23 protein-coding genes are annotated in these 24,647 nt (G+C 64.8%); 13 read left to right on the forward strand and 10 right to left on the reverse strand.

Annotated elements, in window-relative coordinates; all coding sequences use genetic code 11:
• Positions 1-2: 2 nt before the first annotated feature.
• A complete protein-coding gene (yegQ, locus tag GYK42_RS20465; protein WP_166448974.1) occupies positions 3-1,358 on the forward strand; it encodes a tRNA 5-hydroxyuridine modification protein YegQ in 1,356 nt (451 codons plus the stop codon).
• On the opposite strand, the gene GYK42_RS20470 is transcribed toward yegQ, so the two are convergent.
• The gene (locus GYK42_RS20470; protein WP_166448975.1) at positions 1,338-1,781 is read right to left on the reverse strand and encodes a hypothetical protein; all 444 of its coding nucleotides are present in this window, start codon (positions 1,779-1,781) and stop codon (positions 1,338-1,340) included. The genes yegQ and GYK42_RS20470 overlap by 21 nt on opposite strands.
• A 238-nt stretch (positions 1,782-2,019) precedes the next feature.
• Here GYK42_RS20470 and GYK42_RS20475 point away from each other — a divergent pair, with 238 nt between their 5' ends.
• A complete protein-coding gene (locus GYK42_RS20475) occupies positions 2,020-3,267 on the forward strand; it encodes a DUF819 domain-containing protein (RefSeq protein WP_166448976.1) in 1,248 nt (415 codons plus the stop codon).
• 213 nt (positions 3,268-3,480) lie between these two features.
• Entirely contained in the window at positions 3,481-4,824 is a 1,344-nt protein-coding gene (gene gdhA / locus GYK42_RS20480) for an NADP-specific glutamate dehydrogenase (protein ID WP_166448977.1), read from the forward strand.
• A 59-nt stretch (positions 4,825-4,883) separates the two neighbouring features.
• Here gdhA and GYK42_RS20485 read toward each other — a convergent pair whose 3' ends face one another.
• Positions 4,884-5,441, reverse strand: coding sequence for a flavin reductase family protein (locus tag GYK42_RS20485; protein ID WP_046682208.1), 558 nt, complete (start codon positions 5,439-5,441; stop codon positions 4,884-4,886).
• A 175-nt stretch (positions 5,442-5,616) separates the two neighbouring features.
• Here GYK42_RS20485 and GYK42_RS20490 point away from each other — a divergent pair, with 175 nt between their 5' ends.
• Positions 5,617-6,246, forward strand: a complete 630-nt coding sequence (locus GYK42_RS20490) for a head GIN domain-containing protein (protein ID WP_166448978.1) — start codon at positions 5,617-5,619, stop codon at positions 6,244-6,246.
• 42 nt (positions 6,247-6,288) lie between these two features.
• Positions 6,289-7,089, forward strand: a complete 801-nt coding sequence (locus tag GYK42_RS20495; protein ID WP_166448979.1) for an enoyl-CoA hydratase — start codon at positions 6,289-6,291, stop codon at positions 7,087-7,089.
• A 1-nt stretch (position 7,090) separates the two neighbouring features.
• Here GYK42_RS20495 and GYK42_RS20500 read toward each other — a convergent pair whose 3' ends face one another.
• From GYK42_RS20500 to GYK42_RS29110, 5 genes are all read right to left on the reverse strand, one after another.
• Entirely contained in the window at positions 7,091-7,828 is a 738-nt protein-coding gene (locus tag GYK42_RS20500) for an AIM24 family protein (RefSeq protein ID WP_166448980.1), read from the reverse strand.
• 3 nt (positions 7,829-7,831) lie between these two features.
• Complete coding sequence (locus tag GYK42_RS20505) at positions 7,832-8,473, reverse strand: AIM24 family protein (protein ID WP_166448981.1); 642 nt, start codon at positions 8,471-8,473, stop codon at positions 7,832-7,834.
• 17 nt (positions 8,474-8,490) lie between these two features.
• A complete protein-coding gene (locus tag GYK42_RS20510; protein ID WP_166448982.1) occupies positions 8,491-9,144 on the reverse strand; it encodes an AIM24 family protein in 654 nt (217 codons plus the stop codon).
• A gap of 122 nt (positions 9,145-9,266) precedes the next feature.
• Entirely contained in the window at positions 9,267-12,431 is a 3,165-nt protein-coding gene (locus GYK42_RS20515) for a S8 family serine peptidase (protein WP_166448983.1), read from the reverse strand.
• 1 nt (position 12,432) lies between these two features.
• Positions 12,433-13,248, reverse strand: a complete 816-nt coding sequence (locus GYK42_RS29110; RefSeq protein ID WP_205711484.1) for an NF038120 family PEP-CTERM protein — start codon at positions 13,246-13,248, stop codon at positions 12,433-12,435.
• Between the two features lie 427 nt (positions 13,249-13,675).
• Here GYK42_RS29110 and GYK42_RS20525 point away from each other — a divergent pair, with 427 nt between their 5' ends.
• Together GYK42_RS20525 and GYK42_RS20530 are read left to right on the forward strand one after the other, a co-directional pair.
• The gene (locus tag GYK42_RS20525; RefSeq protein ID WP_166448984.1) at positions 13,676-14,587 is read left to right on the forward strand and encodes a histidine kinase; all 912 of its coding nucleotides are present in this window, start codon (positions 13,676-13,678) and stop codon (positions 14,585-14,587) included.
• Positions 14,588-14,595: 8 nt separating this feature from the next.
• Positions 14,596-15,243: a response regulator transcription factor gene (locus tag GYK42_RS20530; RefSeq protein ID WP_166448985.1), complete on the forward strand. Its 648-nt coding sequence runs from the start codon at positions 14,596-14,598 to the stop codon at positions 15,241-15,243.
• On the opposite strand, the gene GYK42_RS20535 is transcribed toward GYK42_RS20530, so the two are convergent.
• The gene (locus GYK42_RS20535; RefSeq protein WP_240943681.1) at positions 15,240-17,726 is read right to left on the reverse strand and encodes a TonB-dependent receptor; all 2,487 of its coding nucleotides are present in this window, start codon (positions 17,724-17,726) and stop codon (positions 15,240-15,242) included. The two genes, GYK42_RS20530 and GYK42_RS20535, sit on opposite strands and share 4 nt — an antisense overlap.
• A gap of 93 nt (positions 17,727-17,819) precedes the next feature.
• A complete protein-coding gene (locus GYK42_RS20540; RefSeq protein ID WP_034784295.1) occupies positions 17,820-18,281 on the reverse strand; it encodes an Lrp/AsnC family transcriptional regulator in 462 nt (153 codons plus the stop codon).
• Positions 18,282-18,380: 99 nt separating this feature from the next.
• On the opposite strand from GYK42_RS20540, the gene ilvB reads away from it, so the two are divergent.
• The gene (ilvB, locus tag GYK42_RS20545; protein WP_166448987.1) at positions 18,381-20,162 is read left to right on the forward strand and encodes a biosynthetic-type acetolactate synthase large subunit; all 1,782 of its coding nucleotides are present in this window, start codon (positions 18,381-18,383) and stop codon (positions 20,160-20,162) included.
• A 39-nt stretch (positions 20,163-20,201) separates the two neighbouring features.
• On the opposite strand, the gene GYK42_RS20550 is transcribed toward ilvB, so the two are convergent.
• The gene (locus GYK42_RS20550) at positions 20,202-21,059 is read right to left on the reverse strand and encodes an AraC family transcriptional regulator (RefSeq protein WP_240943682.1); all 858 of its coding nucleotides are present in this window, start codon (positions 21,057-21,059) and stop codon (positions 20,202-20,204) included.
• Positions 21,060-21,194: 135 nt separating this feature from the next.
• Here GYK42_RS20550 and GYK42_RS20555 point away from each other — a divergent pair, with 135 nt between their 5' ends.
• The 5 genes from GYK42_RS20555 to bamE are packed head-to-tail and all read left to right on the forward strand — an operon-like array spanning position 21,195 to position 24,642.
• Positions 21,195-22,634 carry a cytochrome P450 gene (locus GYK42_RS20555; protein ID WP_240943683.1) on the forward strand — a complete coding sequence of 480 codons (1,440 nt, stop codon included), beginning with the start codon at positions 21,195-21,197 and terminating at the stop codon, positions 22,632-22,634.
• Between the two features lie 36 nt (positions 22,635-22,670).
• Positions 22,671-23,132 (forward strand): GNAT family N-acetyltransferase, encoded by a 462-nt coding sequence (locus GYK42_RS20560; protein WP_166448989.1) that lies wholly within the window; start codon positions 22,671-22,673, stop codon positions 23,130-23,132.
• Positions 23,129-23,488, forward strand: a complete 360-nt coding sequence (locus GYK42_RS20565; protein WP_166448990.1) for a nucleotide pyrophosphohydrolase — start codon at positions 23,129-23,131, stop codon at positions 23,486-23,488. The genes GYK42_RS20560 and GYK42_RS20565 overlap by 4 nt, the downstream gene beginning before the upstream one ends.
• 60 nt (positions 23,489-23,548) lie before the next feature.
• Positions 23,549-24,337: a hypothetical protein gene (locus tag GYK42_RS20570; RefSeq protein ID WP_166448991.1), complete on the forward strand. Its 789-nt coding sequence runs from the start codon at positions 23,549-23,551 to the stop codon at positions 24,335-24,337.
• On the forward strand, positions 24,334-24,642 hold the full coding sequence (bamE, locus tag GYK42_RS20575) for an outer membrane protein assembly factor BamE domain-containing protein (protein WP_166448992.1): 309 nt from the start codon (positions 24,334-24,336) through the stop codon (positions 24,640-24,642). The genes GYK42_RS20570 and bamE overlap by 4 nt, the downstream gene beginning before the upstream one ends.
• Positions 24,643-24,647: the final 5 nt, after the last annotated feature.

Consider the following 24,647-nt stretch of genomic DNA (forward strand, 5'->3'; position numbering starts at 1 on the left):
CCATGCGCCACGCTCCCGAACTCCTCCTGCCTGCCGGCTCCCTGGCCAAGATGCATGCCGCCTTCGACTTTGGCGCCGACGCCGTCTACGCGGGCCAGCCGCGCTACAGCTTGCGCGTGCGCAATAACGATTTTTCGACCTTGCAAGCCTTGCAGGAGGGCATCGATGGCGCGCATGCGCGCGGCAAGCAATTCTTTGTCGCCAGCAATATCTTCGCCCACAACGCCAAGCTGAAAACGTATTTGCGCGACATGGAACCAGTGATCGCCATGCGCCCGGACGCGCTGATCATGGCCGACCCGGGTCTCATCATGATGGTGCGCGACAAGTGGCCGGAGATTCCCGTGCACCTGTCGGTGCAGGCGAATGCCGTCAACTGGGCCGACGTCAAATTCTGGCACCGCATGGGTTTGACGCGCGTGATTTTGTCGCGCGAACTGTCGCTCGACGAGATCGAGGAAATCCGCCAGCGCTGCCCGGAAATGGAACTCGAGGTCTTCGTGCACGGCGCCCTGTGCATCGCCTATTCGGGCCGCTGCCTGCTGTCCGGCTATTTCAACCACCGCGACCCGAACCAGGGCACTTGCACCAATTCCTGCCGCTGGGACTACAAAGTGAAAAACGCATCGGAAGACGCCAGCGGCGACCTGGGCGCAATGCAGGTGATACCGCTGAAATTTGAACAGGCATTGGAACAGGCCAACTCCTTCTCGGCCCTGCACCAGCAGCCGCGCCACCCGCTGGCCGACCAGCCCTATCTGATAGAAGAAGCCCAGCGCCCGGGCCAGCTGATGCCGATCCTGGAAGACGAGCACGGCACCTACATCATGAATTCAAAGGACCTGCGCGCGGTCGAGCATATCGAGCGGCTGGTCAAAATCGGCGTGCACTCGCTGAAAGTGGAAGGGCGCACCAAGTCGCTTTACTACGCGGCGCGCACGGCGCAGGTATATCGCCAGGCGATCGACGACGCGGTAGCGGGACGTCCGTTTGACATCAGCCTGCTGGGGCAGCTGCAGGGTCTGGCCAACCGCGGCTATACCGACGGCTTCTATCAGCGCCACCACACGCAAACCCACCAGAACTACATGCGCGGCGCGTCCGAGGCGGACCGCAGCCAGTATGTGGGCGATGTGCTGGAAGTGGAAAACGGCTGGGCCAGGGTCGACGTGAAAAACCGCTTTGCCGTCGGCGACCGCATCGAAGTGATGCACCCGACCGGCAACCGCGATATCGCCATCACGCGCATGTTGAACGATGCCGGCGAGGAGATTAGCGTGGCGCCGGGCAGCGGGCACTTCGTGCGTATCGAACTCGATGGATCACTGGACCGGGCCTTACTGGCGCGGTATCTGTAGGGATAAGGTTTTGCCGGCACGGCCGACAAAATTCACCCGCACGCGCGAGTCTCTCTGGCACATGCCGCTGTACAGTACCTGCATCGCGTCGCGCCACAGTTGCAGCAGCTCTTCTTCCTTGTGCCACAGCGGCGCGGGGATACCCAGGTTGAGGTCAAAGATGGTGAGGTAACCGTCCTCGTCCTTGACAACCTTGTCATGCGCGCAAGCTGCATAAATGTGGCCGTCCCACCTCAGATTGTAGTAAGTAGGCGGTTCGCCCCGCTCGGGTTCCAGACTGCCCTTGCCGCCCAGGCACGCCAGCACCGCGCCATTGTCATCATCGACGGCAAAGCAGCGGCTGAAAGACAAGACATAGCCAACTGTGCGGGGAAACAGCTTTCTTGCTTCCTCCCCAGACAACTCCACATAGCGAAATGCCACGGCGCCTCCTGCAAATATACGGGACGACGAGCTTATCATTTTCATGCAACACGCAGCGCCAGCGTGCCTGCCAAGCGCGCAAAGCCGTGCCCATGTGCTTGATTTTACAAACAAACATTCGGCGATGGCGGCCAAATAATTTGTTTGGCCACCAACATTGCTATAGGATACGACCACGCCACGCCCGGGGCCGCTATCCGGATCCCGGCCGCCACTGACACGTTCACCGGAATCCCCGATGCCACCTGCCACACCCGCCCTGATCACCAATGACGCCGTCGTCCTCGGCCTGCTCGCCATGACCCTGGGAGCCGTCTTCTGGAGCGCCTCGCGCCCCGACGGCTTCTGGAAAAAGTTCTATACGTACATTCCTTCCCTGCTGATGTGCTATTTGATCCCGGCACTGCTCAATACCTTCGGCATCATCGACGGCAATGCGTCCGGCCTGTACGCCGTGGCGCGCGACTACCTGCTGCCCAGCGCGCTGGTCCTGCTGTGCGTGGCCATCGATTTCGGCGGCATCATCCGCCTGGGTCCCAAGGCCATCATCATGTTCTTGACGGGCACCCTGGGCGTGATGCTGGGTGCCCTCGTCTCGTTCGAAGCCTTGCGTTTGATCCACCCGGAAACGGTGGCCGGCGACACGTGGCGCGGCATGACGACTGTCGCTGGCTCGTGGATAGGCGGCGGCGCCAACCAGGCGGCCATGAAGGAAGTGTTTGAAGTGGACGCCACCTTGTTCGGCCAGTTCGTCGCCGTCGACGTGCTGGTAGCCAACGTCTGGACGGCCGTGCTGCTGTTCCTGGCCGGCCGCGCGGGCGCCTTCGACCGCTGGACCGGCGCCGACTTGACGGCCATCAACGCGCTCAAGGACAGCATCGAAAGCTACCGCGCCCAGCACGCGCGCGTGGCCAATTTGACCGACATCATGATCATCCTCGGCGTGGGCCTGGGCGTGACGGGCCTGTCGCACTTCCTCGCCGGCCCCATCATCGGCTGGATCAGCACCCTGCCCGCCGCATGGCGCCTGCAGGATTACAGCCTGACGTCGAACTTCTTCTGGATCGTCGTGCTCGCCACCACCTTCGGCCTGCTGCTCAGTTTTACCCGGGCGCGCAGCCTGGAAGGCGCGGGCGCCTCGACCATCGGCTCGGCCATGCTGTACGTGCTGGTGGCAACCATCGGCATGCACATGGACTTGAAAGCCCTGTTCGACAAACCGTTTTTGTTCCTGCTGGGCCTGATCTGGATCGCCGTGCATGGCGGCCTGATGCTGCTCGTCGCCAAGCTGATCCGCGCCCCCCTGTTCTTCATGGCCGTGGGATCGCAAGCGAACATCGGCGGCGCCGCCTCGGCCCCCGTCATCGCCAGCGCCTTCCACCCCTCCCTGGCCCCCGTCGGCGTGCTGCTGGCCGTGCTCGGCTACGCGCTGGGCACCTACGGCGCCTATATCACGGGCTTGATCTTGCGCGGCATGGCGGGGTGATCCCTGTCCTGGCTTGTCCAGCCAGGCCCGCAAGAATGATGACAACGCCAGCCTTCGGGCTGGCGTTGTCGTTTACCACTCGCATCAACCGCAGCGTCTTAAAAAATCCCCAACATGTAGCAGAAACCCCTCAAAACCAAATTTCCGCACCATTTTTGTGCGAAATCTGCGATGATAGTTGCCCAAATAACCGATTACCTCCATGGAATTCTGATGAAATACGCATCTGCTCACGAGTATGTCCAGCATGTCGCCGCACGCAATCCAGGTCAACCCGAGTTTCTGCAAGCCGTCACCGAAGTCATGGAGAGCTTGTGGCCGTTCCTGGAACAGCACCCGAAATACGCGGAACAAGGCTTGCTGGAACGCTTGATCGAGCCGGAGCGCGTGGTGATGTTCCGCGTGTCGTGGGTCGATGACCATGGGCAAGTACAAGTCAACCGCGGCTACCGCATCCAGCACAGCATGGCCATCGGACCGTACAAGGGCGGCATCCGCTTCCACCCTTCCGTCACCCTGTCCGTGCTGAAATTCCTCGCCTTCGAGCAAACGTTCAAGAATGCGCTGACGACCTTGCCGATGGGCGGCGGCAAGGGCGGTTCCGACTTCGATCCGAAGGGCAAGAGCCCGGGCGAAGTGATGCGTTTCTGCCAGGCGTTCGTGAGCGAACTGTTCCGCCACGTGGGGTCGGACACGGACGTGCCGGCCGGGGACATCGGCGTGGGCGGGCGCGAAGTCGGTTATATGGCCGGCATGATGAAAAAGCTCAGCAACCGCGCCGACTGCGTGTTCACGGGCAAGGGCGCCAGCTTCGGCGGCTCGCTGATGCGGCCGGAAGCGACGGGCTACGGCACCGTGTATTTTGCGCAGGAAATGCTGAAAACGCGGGGCCGCTCGTTCGAAGGCATGCGCGTGTCCGTGTCCGGCTCGGGCAACGTGGCGCAGTACGCGGTCGAGAAAGCCATGGCCATGGGCGCGAAAGTCATCACCGTCTCCGATTCGAGCGGCACCGTCATCGACGAGGCAGGCTTTACGCCGGAAAAGCTGGCCATCCTGATGGAGGTCAAGAACCATTTGTATGGCCGGGTCAGCGATTACGCCGCGCGCACCGGCGTGCGCTTCGAGGCTGGCGTGTCGCCATGGCATGTGCCGGTCGACATCGCCCTGCCCTGCGCCACGCAAAATGAACTGCACATCGACGATGCGCGCACCTTGATCGCCAATGGCGTGCAATGCGTGGCCGAAGGCGCCAACATGCCCACCACCATCGAGGCCGCCAAGGCCTTCGAGGTGGCCGGCGTGCTGTACGCGCCGGGCAAGGCCAGCAATGCGGGCGGCGTGGCGACTTCCGGCCTGGAAATGAGCCAGAACGCGGCCCGAATTTCCTGGCCGCGCGAAGAAGTCGATGCGCGTTTGCTGCAGATCATGCAAGGCATCCATGCCGCGTGCAAACAGTACGGCACGCGCGCCGATGGTTCCGTCAGCTATGTGGATGGCGCGAATATCGCCGGTTTCGTGAAAGTGGCCGATGCGATGCTGGCGCAGGGAGTGATTTAATCCTCGGCCAACGGTGGTGTCGGATTACGCGCTTGCGCGCTAATCCGACCTACGCCGACCTACGACATTTCAGGTTTCATCAAGCTCTTGCGGCTGATCGTGCGGCCCGACACCATGAACTCGCCGTTGCCACGGTAATGCAGGGTTTCGGGCAGCTTGGGCGAGGTGGCCACGTGGGCTTTCACGCACTCGAAGATAAAGAAGCCGCCCTTCGGGTTGCCAGACACCTGGGCCAGCTTGCATTCGAAGTTGGCGTAGCATTCGGCGATCAGGGGCGCGCCCACCTGTTCGGCCGGCTGCGGCGTGAGGCCGAAGGCCGTGAACTTGTCCGTGTCTTCGCCGCTGCAATTGCCGATGGCCACCACTTGGTCGACCATGTCGGCCGTGGGCAGGTTGATCACGCACTCCATGCTGCGCTTGATCATTTCATAGCTGTGGTTCGCATCGGAAATGAAGCAGCCCAGCAAGGATGGGGTAAATTCCATCAGCATGTGCCAGGCCATGGTCATGACATCGCTTTCACCCTTCCACGTTGAACTGACGAGCACCACCGGCCCCGGTTCGAGGAAGCGCCGGATATCGGCGACGGGATAATCTTCTTTGTGATAATTTTTCATCTGGTCTCCAGGACGCGGTACGCCATAGCATAGACCAACGGCGCCTTGCCGGGCGCGCGGCTGGCCGGCGGCGGCGTGTCATCCGCACCGCGATTTGTGCCGTTCATCGCAAATTTCTCCCCCTTGGAGATGTTGCAACATAGAATACACTGATCAACTACTCAAGGAAACCGCCATGCGTCCTCTGTTCCTGTTGTCAGTCCTGTCCCTCGCCTGCCTCTCCACCCTCGCGCATGCCGACGAGCAAACCCGCACGGTCGGCGCCTTCAACGCCATCGACATCCGCGGCCCCATCAGCATCGAAGTGGAATCGGGCAAGGAGCAAAGCCTGCTGCTGCGCGGCGACCAGAAATTTCTCAGCGGCGTGATCACGGAAGTGGTCGATGGCGAGCTGAAAATTTCCATGAAGGACAAGGATATCAAGAAGACCGAGGGCGACCCGCGCATCATCATCACCATGCCCACCTTGCGCAAGCTGATCGCGGAAGGCGCGGGCGAAAAAATCCTCACCAAGCTCAATGGTCCCCGGGTCGACATCAGCTACAAGGGCGCGGGCCGCCTGTCTGCCGATGGCCAGGTCGACTGGCTGCGCCTGAAGGCGCAAGGCGTGGGCGAAGTCGATACGAAAGCATTGCTGGCGAAAAACGTCGACGTCAATTTCGAAGGCATCGGTTCCGTCAAGGTGTATTCCTCGGGCGAACTGAACGCCGTGGTGCGCGGCATGGGCGAACTGACCTATTACGGCAAGCCGAAGATCGTGCACAAGTCGATCGCCGGCATCGGCAGCGTCAATGCCGCCAAATAAGATTTCCTAGAACAACAAGGCCATCAGGCCACTGGAGACCGCATGACCGCAACACATGACACGCAAGCGCCGCTGGTGCTGCGCGAGGACGAGGGTGGCCTCGTCACCCTGCGCCTGAACCGCCCCCTGCAATTCAATGCCCTGTCCGAAGCCATGCTGGCGGCGCTGCAGGTTGAACTCGACCTCATCGCCGGGCAGCCGCACGTGCGCTGCGTGGTGCTGGCCGCCGAAGGCAAGGCTTTTTGCGCGGGCCACGATTTGCGCCAGATGCAGGCCACGCGCCAGCTTGCGTATTATCAAACCCTGTTCGCGCAATGCTCGCGCGTGATGCAAGCCATCCAAACCTTGCCCGTGCCCGTGATTGCCCGCGTGCACGGCATCGCCACGGCGGCCGGCTGCCAATTGGTCGCCAGCTGCGACCTGGCCGTGGCGGGGGCGTCCGCCCGCTTTGCCGTGTCCGGCATCAACGTGGGCCTGTTCTGCGCCACGCCATCGGTCGCCCTGTCGCGCAACGTGTCGCCCAAGCGGGCCTTCGACATGCTGGTGACGGGCCGCTTCATCGACGCCGACACGGCCGCCGACTGGGGTCTGATCAATGAAACGGTGGCTGATGCGGCGCTCGACGACGCCGTGGCGCGCCTGGCGCAGCAGATCATGGCGAAAAGCCCGACGGCCATCCGCTACGGCAAGCAGATGTTCTACCGGCAACGCCAGCTGCCGCTGGACGACGCGTATGCGTATGCGGGCGACGTGATGGCGCGCAATATGATGGAAGAGGATGCGGAGGAAGGCGTGACTGCCTTTTTAGAGAAACGGCCGCCCACCTGGACGACCGTAATGTAGCTTAACGTTCCTGCTTCATCTGCTGCTGCACGGACAAGCTCAAGGTCCCCAGGTCTTCCTTGCCCAGCATCGGCAATTGCGCCAGCAGGTTGGCCAGGGCCGAGCTGCCCGTCACGTCCAGCTCGGACGACTGCACCAGCACCGTGCCGGCGCCCGTGAAGTCGATCTGCTTTTCCTCGCCCGACAAGGTAAAGCCCGTGAGCGCGCCGGCGGCCGAGGCCCAGCCCTGCACGTGGGCGTAATCGTAGTGATACGAAGGGCTGGGGCAATCGGCCCAGCCCAGCACGGCCTGCTCGTCCACGCGGCATGGCAACTCGAGGAAATGCACGGGGCCGTTCGACGAGGCGATCACTTTACCGGTGCCGATCATCGTCAGGTAGCCGGGCAAGGTCGATTCCTGGCAGATCACATCCTTGGTGAAACCCAGCAGGTTTTTCGCGCGGATGGTCATGTTGGCGTTGTCCAGGTCGTAGCACGCCAGGTCGTTGCCGTTGTCGCCCAAAATCAATTGGCCTTGCCCTTGCGCGACAACAAAGTGGTGGATGTATTTCGGCGCATTGAAGGCGTTGCGCACGATCAGGTCGAGCACGCTGCTACCCATGGCCTCGAAGCGCAGCTCGCCATAGAAGGCGATCATCTTGCCCTTACGAATGAAGATCTGTTCCTTGACGTCGATGACATACGAAAAACGGTTCAGGTTATCGTTCTTCGGCAAGGTATCGGGATTGTAAATCGTCATGGCTTACCTTTCGCTCGCTTGGATGTAGACCGTGCCCTGGCCCGTGAACTTCACCTGGTACGATTCGCCGGACGCCTGGCCGACGAAGGTTTTCCAGTTCAGGTCCGTGACGATGGTCGAGCTCAATTGCCCCGTGTGGCCGATATACGCTTGCGGGTCGACAAACACGGGCACGTCCGGCGTGACGGGCAAGCCGATGGCGTTACCGTCGGACAAAATCGCCACGTCGCCCGTGCCTTGCAAGGTAGTGGTAAACAAGCCCTGGCCGGAGGCCATGCCGCGCACCACGCCCTGCACGCCGCCCTGGTTGCCTAGGAACATGGTGCCGGCCGTCAGGCGCGCATCGAAGGCCAGCAGGGAATCGCTTTCCACGTAAAACGTTTCGCCGCGCACGGGCACGATCGTGACGAACAGGCCGCCCTGCGCGTAAAACACGCTACCGCTGCCACGCGCCGACATCATGGCGTAGCCTTCGTTCGTGACGGCGCGCATGGCCAGGCTTTGCACGCCCTGGCCGGCCAGGAAGGAGCGGCTGAACGCCACGTCGCCCTGGTACGACACCATGGCGCCCTTGCGCGCGAACACTTCTTCATTGCCGAGTTTGACCTCAAGCATCTTTTCATTGATCTGCTGATAGACAGGCATCGCGGGTCCTCGCTGACTTAACGTTCGGCGGGCTGGATGAACACCACGCCCTGGCCTGTGAATTTGTGCTGGTACGATTCGCCCGAGCTCTGGCCGATCATCGTGCGCCAGTTGACGTCGAAAACGAATTCCTGGCGGATATCGCCCTTGAAGCCGACGAAGGCGTCCGGGTCCACGCGCAGCGGATGCGCCGGCGTCACTTCCAGCATGATCAGGTTGCCCCGCGAAATGACGGCCAGGTTGCCATGGCCTTCGACGGTGGTGGAAAACAGGCCCTGGCCCGAGCTGGCGCCACGCAGGCCCGCAAAGCTGGTGCCCGTCTTCAGGCTCGTGTCGTAGGCCAGCAGGCTGCTGCTTTCGATGGTCAGCTTTTCGCCGGCCAGCGCCATGACGGTGATCTCGGCCGCATTCTGCGCGAAAAACACCGTGCCGCTGCCTGAAGCCTGCATCACCTGCATGCCTTCGTTCGTCACCTTGCGCTTGAGCGCGCCGAAGAGGCCCTCGCCACCGAGCAGGGATTTTTCAAATTTGATGGCGCCCGTATAGGCGACCATCGCGCCGGCAATCGCCAGCACTTTTTCATCCTGCAGGCGCACTTCCAGCAGGCGGTCGGTATTGGTGCGGAAACTGGTCACGCGCGACTCCCCAAGAATGCCAGGCCACAAAGCCATGGCTATCCGACAAGATACCGGGGGCGTTACCGCCATGCAAGTGCTATTCCTCCCGAACGGGGGTCATCCATTAAAAAAAAGGCGTGCCCGGAGGCACGCCCTGCGCTTACACCGGCAACGGTTTACTCGGCCAGCACCGGCTTGGCTCCGCGCGCGTTCTGGAACAGCGGCACGGGATCATTGGTATTGACCTCGACCACCGTCACGCCCTGCACCACGCCAGCGACCTGGTAGCCGACGGCGCCCAGGTGGCGCTTGCCTTCGGCCAGGTTGGACCAGCTCAGCGAGACAGACGCGGTGCCGCCCATGAAGGCCGTGCCCGGCATCAGCGCCTTGAAGCTGCCGTTGTTCAAGCCCGGCGCCAGCACCCACGACGACAAGGTGTAGTCGGCCTGGCCGTTTTGCGGCGCAAAACCGATCACGCACACCTTGTAGGTGCCGGCGGCGGGCAGGCGAAGTTCCACCTGCTCATTGGAACTTTCATTGCCGCTGCTGCCGACCAGCACATTGGCGGCGTTGTAGACCTCCATGTCCATGTCGGTATTCGCGCCGCCCGTCGTTTCCGAGTCGTAGGTGGCAAAGCGCGCCGCCAGGGTGCCGGCCGGGACCACCACGTTGTGCACGTTCACGCCCGTCGCGCCACCGGCCTTGCAGGCAGCCGATGCGGCAGCGCCCGTCGCCGCCTGGCCGATCGTGCGCGTTTCGCGCACGGCTTCGACGAGACCCGACTTGACGCCCACCAGCGCGCCCGTGAAGCCCGTGCCCAGGGTCAGCACCTTGCTGCCCGTGGCCGCTTCGCTGCTGACCAGCGGAATGGCGGCCAGCGAGGTGCCGCGCGCCGTCAGCGGGCTGCGCACCGTGTGCGTGCCATCCGTCCAGCTCAGGGCGCCGTAGGTCCAGGTATTGGCCGGCGCCGTGGTGCGCGTCAGCTTGACCTGGTACTGGCCCTTGGCGCCCGGCGCCAGGCTCAGGCTCGTAGGCGTCACCGCTACCGTGTAGCCGGGCAGGCTGGCCGAGACGTTGTAGACGGCGCTGCTGGCGCCCACGTTGGTCACCGTGCGCGTCAGCACTTGCGTGCCCAGCACGTTGGCCGCCGTCAGCGACGCCAGGTTCAGGTTGTAGGCAGGAATGGTGCCGACGGCCTGGCAGGTGGCGGGGCTGTAGACCTTCAGGTTCAGGCCGCACAGGAAGCGCGCATAGTCGATTTCCGACACGTCGTACACAAGGCCGGGATCGGCCGCGCTGTTCGGCGCGATGTGGCCGGCGCCCTGGCCCCATGGCAGCTGGCCCGAGTTCTTCGCCGTGGCATCCCACGACACGGAACCGTTCAAGCCATCGGGATACGTGCTGAAGGCCGTCGTCATCAGCGCCGACTTGATGGCCGCAGGCGACCAGCTCGGATGCTGCTGCTTGAGCAACGCCGCCACGCCGGCCACGTGCGGGCTGGCCATCGAGGTGCCGGAATAGAAATCCCACTCCGCCACTGGCGCCACGCCGCCGGCCGCCACGGCATCGCGCTGCGCCGGGGTCAGGTCGGCCGTCACGCCGGCGAGGATGTTGGTGCCGGGCGCCGACATGTCCGGTTTCAGGATGTTCGCATTGGCCACGTTCGGCCCGCGCGAGGAACGGTCGCTGACGATCGGCGCCTGCACCGTCGTGTCGGCGATCGTATGGATTTCGCCCAATGCCGCCGTGCCGTCCGGATTGGACGCCATGAAAGCCTTCAGCGCGTCGCCCTGCGCCTGCGCCAGGTGCACGGTCGACAGCACGTGCGCCTGGTTGATGATGGTATTGGCGCCGCCGACCACGTTGGCGATGACCACGCCCGCCGCGCCCGCCGTCTTGGCATTCGCGCTCTTGTTGACCAGCACGTTGCCGCCACGGTCGCACACGAGTATCTTGCCCGCCACTTTCGCCGGGTCCAGATAAGCCGAGGTGGCATCTGCCGCGCCGAAGCAGCGCAGCAAATTGAGGTCCGTCGGCGACACGCCGGCCAGGCCCGCATCGCGCGAGCGGATCAGCGGCAGCGCCGGCGTCTTCGCATTGCTCGACGCGCCTTCCAGCTTGGTGCCGTTGCTGAGGATGACATTGCCCGCGTACAAACGGTTGTGCGTGGAATTGGCCACCGTCGCCAGCCACGGGCTGATGTGCGAGACGGGCGCCGGCACGTCGGGCGCCGGCGTGGATGGACCGGAATTGCCGCCGGACGTGGCGACAAACACGCCGGCCGCCGCCGCGCCGAGGAAGGCGACTTCCGTCGGTTCGTCGAAGGCGCCGCCGCCCGCGTTCGGGCCGATGGAGAAGTTGATGACGTTGACGCCATCCTTGACCGCCTGGTCGATGGCGGCCACGCTGTCGGCCGTGGCGCAACCGTTGCGGCCCGTCGATGCGGCCGTCCAGCACACTTTATAGGCGGCGATGCGGGCGCGCGGCGCCATGCCGGACGCCTTGCCCAGCGACACCCCGTTCGAGGTGGCCAGGGCGCCATTGTTGCCGCCGGCCGTGGACGCCGTGTGCGTGCCATGGCCGCCGTGCCCCGTCAGGCCGGCGACTGAATCGCGCGGCGACAGGAATTCCGTCCAGTGCAGCGCCGACGTGGAGGCGCGGTAGTAGCGCGCGCCGATCAGCTTGTTGTTGCAATTCTCGGCGGAGAATCCCTCGCCGGTCTGGCAAGTGCCTTGCCAGCTGGCCGGTGGCGCGCCGTACACGACGTTGCTGCCGCTGTGGCTGGGCACGCCGTTCTCGTCGAGGCGGTCGGCAAAGGCCGTGTTCTCGGGCCAGATGCCGCTGTCGACGATGCCGATGATGATGTCTTCGCCCGCGTGTGTCTTGCCGCCCAATTGTTCCCACAGGCCGCCCGGCTTGTCCAGGCCCAGGAAGGTGGGCGTGTAGCTGGTGTCGAGCTGCAGGATGGAGTCGGCGCTGACGCTGGCCACGCCGCTGTTTTTCTTCAGGGCCCGCACTTCATCGTCCGTCAGCAAGGCGGAAAAGCCGTTGAAGACGACGCTGTACTGGTGCGTGATTTCCGCCGCGCTGACGGTGCCGGCCACGGCGGCCTGCTTGGTGTCGAGGTAGTTCAAATAGGCCTGCACATCGGCGGCGCCCACGTTGATGCGCGCGCCCGGAGCCGGCTTGGTGGCGGCCAGGCCGTCGACCTGGCCCGTGTAGGTGGCGGCCGGCTTGTCGACCAGCTGCACGATGTAGGAGCGGCGTTCCTGCGCCTGCGCCGCTTGCGCCAGACTGGCGGCCAGCAGGAGGATACCGAGTGAAACGGGACGTAATTTCATCTCATGCTCCTTGCACGGTGAATGCTGCGAACTTGCCGCTGCGGCGGCGCGACAGCATGCCGATGGCGCCCAGACCGGCCAGCAGCAGCATGTAGGTCGACGGTTCCGGCACGGCGCTGATGTTGATATTGTCGAGCGCAAACTGGCCCTGGTTAAAGGCGGGGAAATCGATGGAATTGGTGCAAGCGCCAGTGTCATTGAAAATGCAGGCGTTGAAGGTCAGGCCCGTCAACGCATAGTTGCTGAAGCCGCCCAGCAGGGAAGCGCCCTGGAAATGGTAATTGCCATCGCTGCCCTGGCCGGGAAACGCCAGCGAGGTGCTGACCACCTGGCCGTTGCTGAGGGTGCCGCTCAGCTGCAGCTGGCCCCAATTCATGTTCGGCAAGCCCGAGACGGGCGCGATGAAGGAATATTCGAAACCGGCCAGGCTGAACGCCTGGTGGTCGGCACGCGCGAAATTCACGCCGCCATCGTTGAGGATGGCCAGGTAGTTGCCGGTCGCGCCCTGCGGGCAGGCGGCGATATCGCACGACGAGCCCACGCGGCCATCGAGGATGGCGCCCACGCCGCTGACGCCGCCGCCTGCCGCCGTGGTCGGGTCGGCCAGGAACAGTAGGTTGTAGCTCGACGTATTGAGCGTCTGGCCGCTGGCATACACGTCGGGACGCAGCGAGTCGAAGGTCAGGACATCGGCCATGGCCGGCGCCGAGGCCAGCACGGACAAGGTGGCCAGCGCGGCCAGGACGGTGGCGCGGCCGCGGATAGCGGGCGCAGTGGCGGTGGCGGGCGATACCCGCGCATGTGATAGACGATTCATTCTATTCCCTTGGTTGTTGTGGATAGATAGGTCGGCAGGTCTGGCGCCCGCTTTCAGCTTTTTCACAAAAGTGTCAACAAATATAGCAAACCGCACAAAACAAATATCATATTTTTAATATAATTTATTTATTTTTTATCTAACTCTGCGAAACTTTGTTTTGTTTTATCTATGAAAGCTTGAGCAATCTCAACGTTACATCGGAACAACAATGCGTCGCACTGCAGACGTGCGCGCCAGCGTGCCCGCCCGACTTCAGATAAGCTCGAAAACCGTGCCTGCCCGCCGTCAGCCAGCGTTACATCGCGGTACACCTGTTCCATCCTGGAACACTTGTCTCCCCCGCAACGCACCCGGCCACTGCCCCTGCGCCGATGGCATGAAGCTTGCACAACAAGGGAATCGACCGTGCTCAGGGAGCAGCATCATGGAACACCATCAATTTGCCGGCAACGGCCGCTCAGGCACGCGGCCGGCCCGGCGTCTCCTCGTGTGCTGCGCGCTGGCGCTGGCTTTTTTCCTGCTGGCCTCCAGGCTGGACCTGGCCGAACGGCTGACCTACGCGCTGTGGCGCCACGAACACTGGCAACTCGATGAACTGGCCCTGAGCTTGCTGGTGCTGGCGCTGGCGCTGGCCGGCTTTGCCGTACTGCGCGGCCGCCAGGTGGCGCTGCTGCTGGCGCAAAACCGCGCCCTCACGCAGCGCCTGCTGCGCGCGCAGGAAGAGGAGCGCTGCGCGCTGGCGCGCGAGCTGCACGATGAAGTGGGACAGGACTGCACGGCCATCCGCGCGGCCGCCAGCTACATCCTGCGCGCGCGCGATGGCGACCAGGCGAACGTGCAGGCCTGCGCCGCCAGCATCGCCCGCTCGTCGGAAGCGCTGCATGCGATGGTGCGCACCATGCTGCGCCGGCTGCGCCCGCCCGTGCTCGACAGCCTGGGATTGGCGCCGGCCCTGCAGGCGCTGTGCGACAGCTGGTCCCAGCAGCACGGCATCGCCTGCCATTTCACGCCGCACGCCATCCCCGCCAACCTCGACGACGCCACCGCCACCGCCATCTACCGCCTGGTGCAGGAAGGCTTGACGAACGTGGCGCGCCACGCGGGCGCCGACCGGGCCACGGTGGAATTGCGCGCCGATGCGCACGGCTTGCTGCACCTGGCCATCGAAGACAATGGCCAGGGTTTGCATCCAGACAAAACGCCGGCGGATGGCTTCGGCATGCTGGGCATGCGCGAGCGCGTGGCCGGCCTGCGCGGCCATATCCGCTGGATCAGCGCGCTGGGCAACGGCTTGCGCATCGAAGTGGCGATGCCGCTGGCGGCTGGTGCGGCATGAACGCGGCCATGACCCCGATCCGCGTGATGCTGGTCGACGACCACCCGGTGGTGCGCACCGGTTACCGGCGCCTGCTGGAACAGGGCGGCGACATCGCCGTCGTGGCCGAGGCGGGCAATGGCGAAACGGCGTATGCCTTGTACCAGGAACACGCGCCCGACGTCTGCGTGACGGATTTGTCCATGCCCGGCATCGGCGGCCTGGAATTGCTGCGCAAGCTGATCGCCCGCGATGCCGGCGCCCGCGTGCTTGTGTTCAGCATGCACGACACGCCGCAGCTGATCGCGCGCGCGTTTGACGGCGGCGCCTGCGGCTTCGTCAGCAAGCAGGCCGACCCGGAACACCTGGTCGACGCCGTGCGCGCCGCCCACGCGGGCCGGCGCTACCTGGACCCGCACAGCACCCCCGGCGTGCTGCAGGGCACGGCCAGCATGGAAGCGCAGCGCTTGAGCAGCCTGAGCCAGCGCGAATTCGAAATCTTCCGCCTGTTGGCAGAAGGCCGCAGCGCCGCCGACTGCGCCCGCCTGCTGCACCTGAGCAGCAAGACGGTGGCCAACCACCAGACCTGCATCCGGGAAAAGCTCGACGTGCCCGGCCCCGCCGCCCTCGTCCACTTGGCCCTGCGCAACGGGGTCATCGAGCACGTTCACCCTTAAAACACGTAACGCAAGCCCACATTCACGCTGCGCGGCGCGCCGGCTGCGTAAAACGTCGCGTTGACCATCGGATACTCGCCGTTCACGGCCGGCAGCGGCCGGGCGCTAAAATTGCCATTGGCGTCGAATCCCGTCGCGCCCAGCTGGGCCGCCGTCGCATAGTGTCGGTCGAACAGATTGTTGACCTGGGCGAACACGCTCATTTGCCGCGTCAGCTGGTATTTGCCGTTCAGTTCGACCACGGCGTAGCCGCCGCTCCTGCCCGCGCCCAGGTACGCTGGCCCGCCCGCCTGATGCGCGTTGTTTTCATTGCCGCGCGCATAGGAACTCGACACGGCCGTCATGGCCAGGCCCACCGTCCAGTCGCGTCCGCCCTGAACCTCCACGTGCGCCTTCAGGATATGGCTGGGCGTGAGCGGAATGCGGTTGCCCGGCGTAATGACGATATTGCCTTCCAGGCCGGGCGCTTCCGCATCGCTGCTGCTGTTGGCGCTGCCGTTGACGGTTTCCCGGCTTTGATACGTCGCCTGCAGCCACGTGTAATTGACGCCGAAATCCAGCGCGCCCGCCTTGCCGTCCAGCGCCAGCTCCACGCCCTGGTGCCGCGTCTTGCCGAAATTCTTGAAGTAGCCAAAACCGGCCTGGTTATCGGCCACGAACAGGATATCGTCGTGGTTTTCCGCGCGGAACACGCCCGCGCTCCAGCGCGCCACCTCGGCCCATTGGCCCCGCACGCCCGCTTCCCACGTCTTCGTCACCACCTGTTTCAAGGGCGGGTCGCCGGCCATGGCGTTGGGCAGGCGGCATGGGTTTTCCGGGTCGGCGCAGCCAAGCTCGATGGCCGTCGGCGTGCGGCTGCCTTCGTTGTAGCCAAGATAGGCGCTGGCACCTCCGGCCGGCGCGTAGGCCAGGCCGATGGCGGGATTGAAGCGGCTGAAACGGTGGTCGCCATCGAGCGAGCCGCTGCCGCCGCCGGGCGTGATGGCGTCGCGGTTGCGCACCGTGCTGCGGTTGTAGCGGCCCGAGACGGTCAATGTCAGGTCTTGATTGAACGCGATGCTGTCGCTCGCATACACGCTCCACGTGCGCATGCGCCCGCTCAAGTCGACCCGGTTGTCGACGGGCGTGCCGTCATCGTCGATTTCCGTCCCATCGGCAAAGAAGGCGACGGGCGTGATGCCTCGGTCCGGGTTCAGGTAGCCAAACTGACTCGTCTGGCGGAAGGTGGCGTGACTCGTGTCGTAGGCGGCGCCGGCCGTGACGGCATGGCGCATGCTGGCCACGTCGGCCAGCGCGGTGAACTGGCCGGAAAAACCGTAATTTTCCTGCTGCGTATGGCTGCGGTTGATCATGCCATTGCATTTTTCGGCTGGCTCATCGTTCAGCAGCACGTTGCCGATGCAGCGCCATTTCGGGAAAGGCGTATTGCCGGCGTTCGCCCCGCTGGCGGGAAAGCCCGTGTAGCCGGCCGCCGCCAGGGCAGCCCGCTCGGCCGCGCCGGGCTGATAGACGGACTGGTCGAGCGACTCGTCGTTCAGGTCGCCATTGAAGGTATGCGTGTCGATCTTGCGGTAGTAGACATTGCCGGACAAGAGCAAGGCGGCGCCGGCCTGCTGCTTGCCCGTCAGGTTCAGCAGGGTCGACCTGTTTTGCATCAGGTCAGGCTTGGTGTAGACGCTGCGGTAGTCGCGCGCCAGCAGGCGCTGTTCCTGCAAGCCGTTGCCTGTCAGCGCATTGTCCGCGTGGGCCAAGGTGACGGCGATATCGGTGCGCGCATCGCTCCAGCCCAGCTTGCCAAACACCTGGCGCACGTCGGACGGCGAATCGTCGCGCCAGCCATCTTCCTTGAAGCGGTTGCCCGTCACATACCAGTGCCAGCCCTGCGCATTGCTGCCGCCATGTTCAACTTCCACGCCGCGACGTTGATCGGAACCCAGGCGCGCCTCGATGGCGGTGCCTGGGCTGGTCTTGCCATCCTTGGTCCGCAGGGCCAGCGCACCGCCCAGGGTGTTCAGGCCGAACAGGGGATTCGAGCCGGGCATGAGGGTCAGCGAAGCGATCGCCATGCGCGGGATCAAGTCCCAGCTGACGACGTCGCCAAACGGCTGGTTCAGGCGCATGCCGTCCAGGTACACGGACAGCCCCTGCGGTGTGCCCAGCAGGGGCGAGGCCGTGTAGCCGCGGTAGCTGACGTCGGGCTGGAACGGGTTGTTCTGCACTTCGTTCACATACACGCTACCCAGGTTGCGGCGCAGGAAGGCGGAAATATCGGGCGCGCCGCTGGCGGCGATCTGCTGCGCGCTGGCCGTCTGCACGGGCGCGGCGAACGTGTCGCGCGGCTGCTCCACGGTGGGCAGCGGCATGCTGCCCGTGATGATGACGGTGGGCAAGTCGCCCGAGGCGGCCAGACTGGCATCAGCAGGTTCAGCTGCCTGCGCCTGGCACAGCGCCATGGCGGCGGCAGCCAATAAAGTCAGTTTCATGCGGGTCCCCAGTTTTATCATGGTTTTTATGTCTGTCCAGTATCGGACAGCCACCATCGAGGAACTAGGGAAAAACTCCCGCCGTGCGGGGAACTAACGCTGCAAAGGCAGGTAGCTCTGCTTGAGCTGGCGCAAGACAAAACTCGATTTGCTGTGGCGGATGCCGGGGATTTTGTATAAACGCTCGCGCAGCAGGCGTTCGTAGTCGCGCGTGTCGCTGACGGCAATGCGCAGGTAGTAGTCGTAGTCGCCCGATACAAGAAACGCTTCCAGCACTTCCGGGATCATGGCCAGCGCATGGCCGAATTCGAACAGGGCCTGGTCGGAATGATCGTCCAGGGTGACTTGCACGATGACGGTGTCGGCCAGCCCCACCTTGGCCGCGTTGACGTTGACCGTATAGCCTTCGATGACGCCATCGTCTTCCATGCGCTTGATGCGCGCCCAGCATGGCGAGGACGTCAGGCCCACCTTGGCGCTCAGCTCGTGCAGGCTGATGCGGGCATCCTGCTGCAGGGCCGTCAGGATGGCGAGGTCGAATTTGTCGAGCTTCATTCTGTTTTTTCCATATTTTGCAGCAAATTTTGCTGAAGTATGCATTCTATACGAGAAAACCAGCAGCCTTTTCTGACGCACCAGGCAGAAAATAAGGCCATGAAACCCGATCCCGCTCCCCTCCTCGCTCCCGCCCACGATCTTGCGCCGCGCAACGGCGCCAGCACCCTGATCGACACCCTGCTGGCCCTGGGCGTCGACACCGTCTTCGGCTATCCCGGCGGCGCCGTGCTGCCACTGTACGATGCGCTGCACGCGCAGCCCCGCTTGCGCCACGTGCTCGTGCGCCACGAACAGGCGGCAGTGCATGCGGCCGAAGGGTATGCGCGCAGCACGGGCCGGCCCGGCGTCGTCTTCGTCACGTCCGGCCCCGGCATGAGCAACACCACCACGGGCTTGCTCGACGCCCTGTGCGATTCGATTCCCGTCATCTGCATCAGCGGCCAGGTGGCCACCACCAGCATCGGCACGAACGCCTTCCAGGAATGCGACGCGCTGGGCATTTCGCACCCCGTTACCAAGTGGAACCGGCAAATCCGCACGGCCGACGAAACGGCCGCCGTCGTGCAGGAAGCGTACGCGCAAGCCACGCAGGGCCGCCCCGGTCCCGTGCTGATCGACTTTCCCAAGGATATGCAGCTGGCGCCCGTCGCGAACCACACGCCGCTGCCGTCCGTCGCCTTGGCCGACGCTCTCCTGCCCGAAAGCACTGAGCTGGAACGGGCCGCCAGCCTGATCGCCAACGCGCGCCAGCCCGTGTTCTATGGCGGCGGAGGCCTCATCAATTCCGGCCTCGATGCCTGCGCCGCGTTCCAGCAACTGGTGAAACTGGCGGCCGCGCCGTGCACCCTGACCCTGCTGGGACTGGGCGCCTTTCCCGCCTCGCACCCGGCCTTCCTCGGCATGCTGGGCATGCACGGCACCCTGGAAGCGAACCTGGCCATGCATCATGCGGACCTGATCGTCTGCGTCGGCGCCCGCTTCGACGACCGGGTCACGGGGCGCCTGGACGCCTTCTGCCCCGGCGCGAAAATCATCCACGTCGATATCGATCCGGCGTCGATCGGCAAGGTGGTGCGCGCCGACGTGGCCCTGCGCGGCGATTGCGCGCCCGTGCTGGCGGCCCTGCTGGCGCAGCTGCGCGGCCGCTTGCTGGCGGACCGCCAGCCGTGGTGGCAGCGTATCGACGGCTGGCGCGCGCAGGACTGCCTGGCGTTCGACGACACGCTTGACGTGATCGCGCCGCAGGCGCTGATGCGGCGCCTGCGGGCGGCCCTGGACGGACAGGACGCCATCGTGTCCACCGACGTGGGCCAGCACCAGATGTGGGCCGCGCAGCACTTGCGCTTCGAGCAGCCGCGCCGCTGGCTCACCTCGGGCGGCGCCGGCACCATGGGATACGGCTTGCCGGCCGCCATCGGCGCGCAGATCGCCCATCCGGGGAAATGCGTCGTGTGCGTCAGCGGCGACGCGTCGATTTTGATGAATATCCAGGAACTGGCCACGGCCGTGCAGCACCGCCTGCCCGTGAAAGTGGTGCTGTCGAACAATGGCTACATGGGCATGGTGCGCCAGTGGCAGGAACTCATCCATGGCGGACGCTACAGCCACAGCTACACGGAAGCGCTGCCCGACTTCGTCGCCCTGGCGCGCGCGTTCGGCTGGCAGGCGCAAACGGTCAGCCGGCGCGACGAGCTCGACGGGGCGCTGGCGACCTGCCTGGCATCAAGCGGCCCCTACTTCCTCGACGTGCGCGTGCATGGCGAGGAAAACTGCTTTCCCATGATGGCGCCCGGCGCGGGGCACCATGAAGTGACCCTGTCCAAGGGCAAGGTGTACAGCGAACGGCAGGCCGGATTAGCGGGGCAACGCCTCGCGTAATCCGGCACCACCACCGGCCGCGCCAACCATGTTGCCGGATTACGCCCATATCCTGTAGATCCAATAACTTTCATCCTCTCGGCTGGCGCGCGCGAGTTCCGTGGGACTCAGGCCCGTGATGGCGCGCACTTCGCGGCACAGGTGGGCCTGGTCGGCGTAGCCGCCCTCGGCGGCGATATCGCTCCATGCAGCGTTGCCTTGCAGCATGGATTCTCGCGCGTCGAGAAACGACTGTTCCGCGCGGCGCATGCGGCGCAAGGTGCGCATAGGCTGGCCGGCCCAGGCCTTGATGCGGCGCTCGATATTGCGCGCGCCGCTGGCCAGGCCCGTCGATGCCGCTTGCACGCCCAGGCGGCGTACCCAGTCCTGGATGGCGCCGGCAGGATGGTCGCCGTTCTTGCGCGCCAGTTGCCAGCGCGACGCGAGAAAATCTTCCACCAGCGCGATGCGCGCCGCGTCATCGGGCGCGGCCAGCACGGCGTCCGACAGCACCAGCCAGTCGACGTCGAACAGCGCGTCGAGCGGACGGAACTGGTCCAGCAAGGCATCCATCGATACGCCCGTCAACGCATGCAGGGCGGCCGGATAAAACATCACGATAAACGAATGCACTGGGCCGGGGTTGTAGCTGACCAGCGGATACGAGCGGGGGCCGCCGAACAGCGCGGGCGGCATGCGCACGTCCGGCAGCGACAGTCCCGGCGCGGCCGCTTCCACGTCGCCGGCGACGGTCCAGATGATGCTGCACATGGGTGCGGCGGGAAAGCGGTTCAGGCGCTGGGCCGGCGTCAACGGTGCGCAGCCCGTGGTGTCGCGCACGAGGAAAGCGCGCACGCAGGACGCCAGCGCGGTGCGCGGCGCGATCAGGCGGCTCAGGGGCGTAGGGGCGGCAGGCATGGCGACGATTGTACCGGCAATTTCTGGCCGCGCACGATGTCGTATTCATTCAATACAAGCGGGCCGCAATCGCGTAGAGTGTGGCCATTATTGCAAGCAATCCGCGTACTTTCACCGCATCGACAGGAGATGTTCATGCCGCCACTCGACCACGCCGCCGCGCCCGCCACCACCGCACCGCTGCGCCAGATCCGCCGCTTGCCGGGGCCATTCGCCCTGCCCATCGTCGGCAACAGCCTGCAAATCAAGCTCACGCGCATCCACCGCGACGTGGAACAGTGGGTGCGGCGCTACGGCCCCTACATGCGCGCCTGGTTCGGCCGTACCCTGGTGCTGGTGGTGGCCGACAGCGAGGCCGTCGGCGCCGTACTGCGCGACCGGCCCGACGGTTTTCGCCGGCCCTTGAGCAGCTCCATCGTTTCCGACGAAATGGGCGGCGTGCCCGGCCTGTTCCTGGCCGAGGGCACGGAGTGGCGCAACCAGCGCCGCATGGTCATGGCCGGCATGGCGCCCGGCGCCATCAAGGCGTATTTTCCGGCGCTGGTGACGGTGGCGCAGCGCCTGCAACGGCGCTGGCATCTGGCCGCCACGCAAGGCCAGGCGATCGACCTCGACGGCGACCTGAAACGCTACACGGTCGACATCATCGCCGGCCTGGCCTTCGGCACGGAAGTCAACACGCTCGAATCGGGCGAAGACGTGATCCAGCGCCACATGGACGACATCCTGCCCGCCGTGGCGCGGCGCAGCCTGTCCATGTTCCCGTACTGGCGCTATGTCAAGCTGCCCGTCGACCGCCGGCTGGACCGCGACGTGGCGGCCCTGTCGGCCGCCGTGGCCGACCTGGTGCAGCAGGCGCGCACGCGCATGGCGCACGACCCGGCGCGCCGCGAGCATCCGCCCAACCTGCTCGAAGCGATGATCGCCGCCGCCGACCTGGAGGGCAGCGGCGTGACGGACCGCAACGTGGCCGGCAACGTGCTTACCATGCTGCTGGCGGGAGAGGATACGACGGCCAATACGGTCTCCTGGATGATCTATCTGTTGCAGCGCCATCCGCACACCCTGGCCCGGGCGCGCGAGGAAGTGCGGCGCCTGGCGCCCGACGTGGCCGGTTTCACGATCGAACAGATGGATAGCCTCGACTACCTGGGCGCCTGCGCCAGCGAAGCCATGCGTTTGAAACCGGTGGCGCCCTTCCTGCCCGTCGAGGCGCTGCGCGACACGGTCATCGGCGACATCGCCGTGCCGGCCGGCACCCTCGTGTGGTGCGTGATGCGCAACGACACGGTGTCCGATGCACACTTTCCCGATGCGCAGGCCTTCCGGCCCGAGCGCTGGCTGGAAGGCGGCGAAGCGAACAACAAGCGCGCTTCGATGCCCTTTGGCGCTGGCTTGCGCACGTGCCCGGGCCGCTACCTGGCCTTGTTGGAAATCAAGATCGCCATGGCCATGCTGCTGGGCAGCTTCGACATCGCCGGCGTCGACACGCCCGATGGCGGCGAGGCGCAGGAACTGATGGGTTTCGTGATGTCGCCCATCGGCCTGACGATGCGCCTGGCGCGGCCGCGGTGATACCATGGGGGTAATCTCAGTCAACGTGCTTCCCCCATGCAAATTCACCTGGAATCGCCGCAGCAAGCGGACGTGCAAACCCTGATCGCCGAGCTTGATGCCTATCAACAGACCCTGTATCCGGCCGAGTGCGTCTACTCGCTGGACCTGGCGTCCGTGCCGTCCGATACCCTGCTGTTCGCCGTCGCCCGCGATGCGGCAGGCGCGGCGCGGGCCTGCGGCGCCATCGTCGTCACGCCCGATTTCGGCGAAGTCAAGCGCATGTACGTGCACCCGGACAGCCGTGGCCTGGGCCTGGCCAAGCGCCTGCTGGCCCTGCTGGAAGAACAGGCGCTGGCGCGCGGCTGCCGCTTGCTGACGTTAGAGACGGGCATCCACCAGCCAGAAGCCATCGCCCTGTACGCGCGCCACGGCTACCAGCGGCGCGGACCGTACGGCGACTACCCCGACGATCCGTTCAGTGTCTTCATGGAAAAACCGCTGCAGGAGGCGGCATGAGCGCGCCAGCCGACAGCCTGCTCGACATCCGTACTCGCCTGCGCGCCTTTGCCGCCGAGCGCGACTGGGACCAGTTCCACACGCCGAAAAACCTGGCCATGGCCCTGTCCGTGGAAGTGGCGGAACTGGCGGAACACTACCAGTGGCTGCCCACGGGCGCCGATGCCGAGCTGGACGAGGCCAAACGCACGGGCATCCGCCATGAACTGGCCGACGTACTGATGTACCTGGTGCGCCTGGCCGACAAGAGCGGTGTCGACCTGCACGCGGCCGTGCTGGAAAAGATGGAACTCAATGCGCAGAAATATCCGGCGCAGCAGGTGCGCGGCGACGCGCGCAAATATAGCGAGTACTGAGCGAATACTGAGACAGCCACCCGTGCGTGGCTGATGCGCAAAAAAGCGTAGCATCCAGCCATGCGCATCCCTCTCTTCCTGCTGCTTGTCTGCCTGCTCCCTGGCCCGGTTGCCCTGGCGCAAACCGCGCCCGTGCCGCAAGTCAAAGTGGGCGCCACGCGCGACCCCGTCGATAAATCCTACCGCAAGATGCTGCAGGGCGTGGACCGCTTCGAACGCGACCATGCGCTGGCGCCGCAGGCGGTGCTGCGCTTTCGTCTGCTGCCGCGTCAGCCCGGCGTGGACATGACGGGCGTGCGGCTGCGCATCGCCGGCGACACCGTCAGCATCCCGTTACCATTGGCAGAGGACAACAGCTTTGCCCCCGTGCGCAATGCGCAAGCGACGCGCGAAGACGCCGTGCTGATCGCCAACCGCAAGGCCACCACCATGAGCTGGCGCGCGCAAGTCATCACGCCCGGCTTGCCGCCCGGCACGCGGCGCCTGGGCGACTTGCGCCTGGAATGCCGCGCCGGCATGGATTCCGGCCTGATCTCGAACGACCCGCAAATCATCGCCTGGCTGTCCAGCATGCTCTACAGCACCGACAAAGTCTGTTCCGAGCCGGACGGCAATTATCTGTTCTTCACAGACCGCCCCCTGTTCGGCGTGACCCTCGTGCATGGCGAGCGCAGGGTTTCGCTACCGTTCAAGATGCTGTACGCGGGCGGCGAGCAGACCCCCGCCTCGCTGCCCTATTGCGACTGCCAGGTACTGCTCGACCGCACGTATTACGCGCCCCTGTGGGATAGCAGCTGGCCCGACGATACCCTGCTGGAATTTAACTATATGGACGAGGTGGCGCCATGAAGTGGCTCAGTGTCTTCGCGCTGGTGCTGCTGGCCGCCTGCTCCGGCACGCGCGCCTTGCAGGCAAGCAAGAACGTGCCTTACGCAACCCTGGAGCAGACGGTGCAACCAGGCAGCAGCACGCGCGAACAGGTGCGCGCCGCGCTGGGAGAGAGCACGTCCATCCGCTTCGACAGCGGCAATGAAGTGTGGATGTACACTTACCCGGCCGCCTCGGGCGCGCAGGGAGAATATGTGATTTTGTTTGGCGGGGATGGGGTGGTGAAGAAAGTGCGCAGCGGGGAGGTGTACCGGGTACCGAAGTAAATCCC

Source organism: Janthinobacterium lividum, assembly GCF_011601275.1.
Taxonomy (GTDB): domain Bacteria; phylum Pseudomonadota; class Gammaproteobacteria; order Burkholderiales; family Burkholderiaceae_D; genus Janthinobacterium; species Janthinobacterium lividum_E.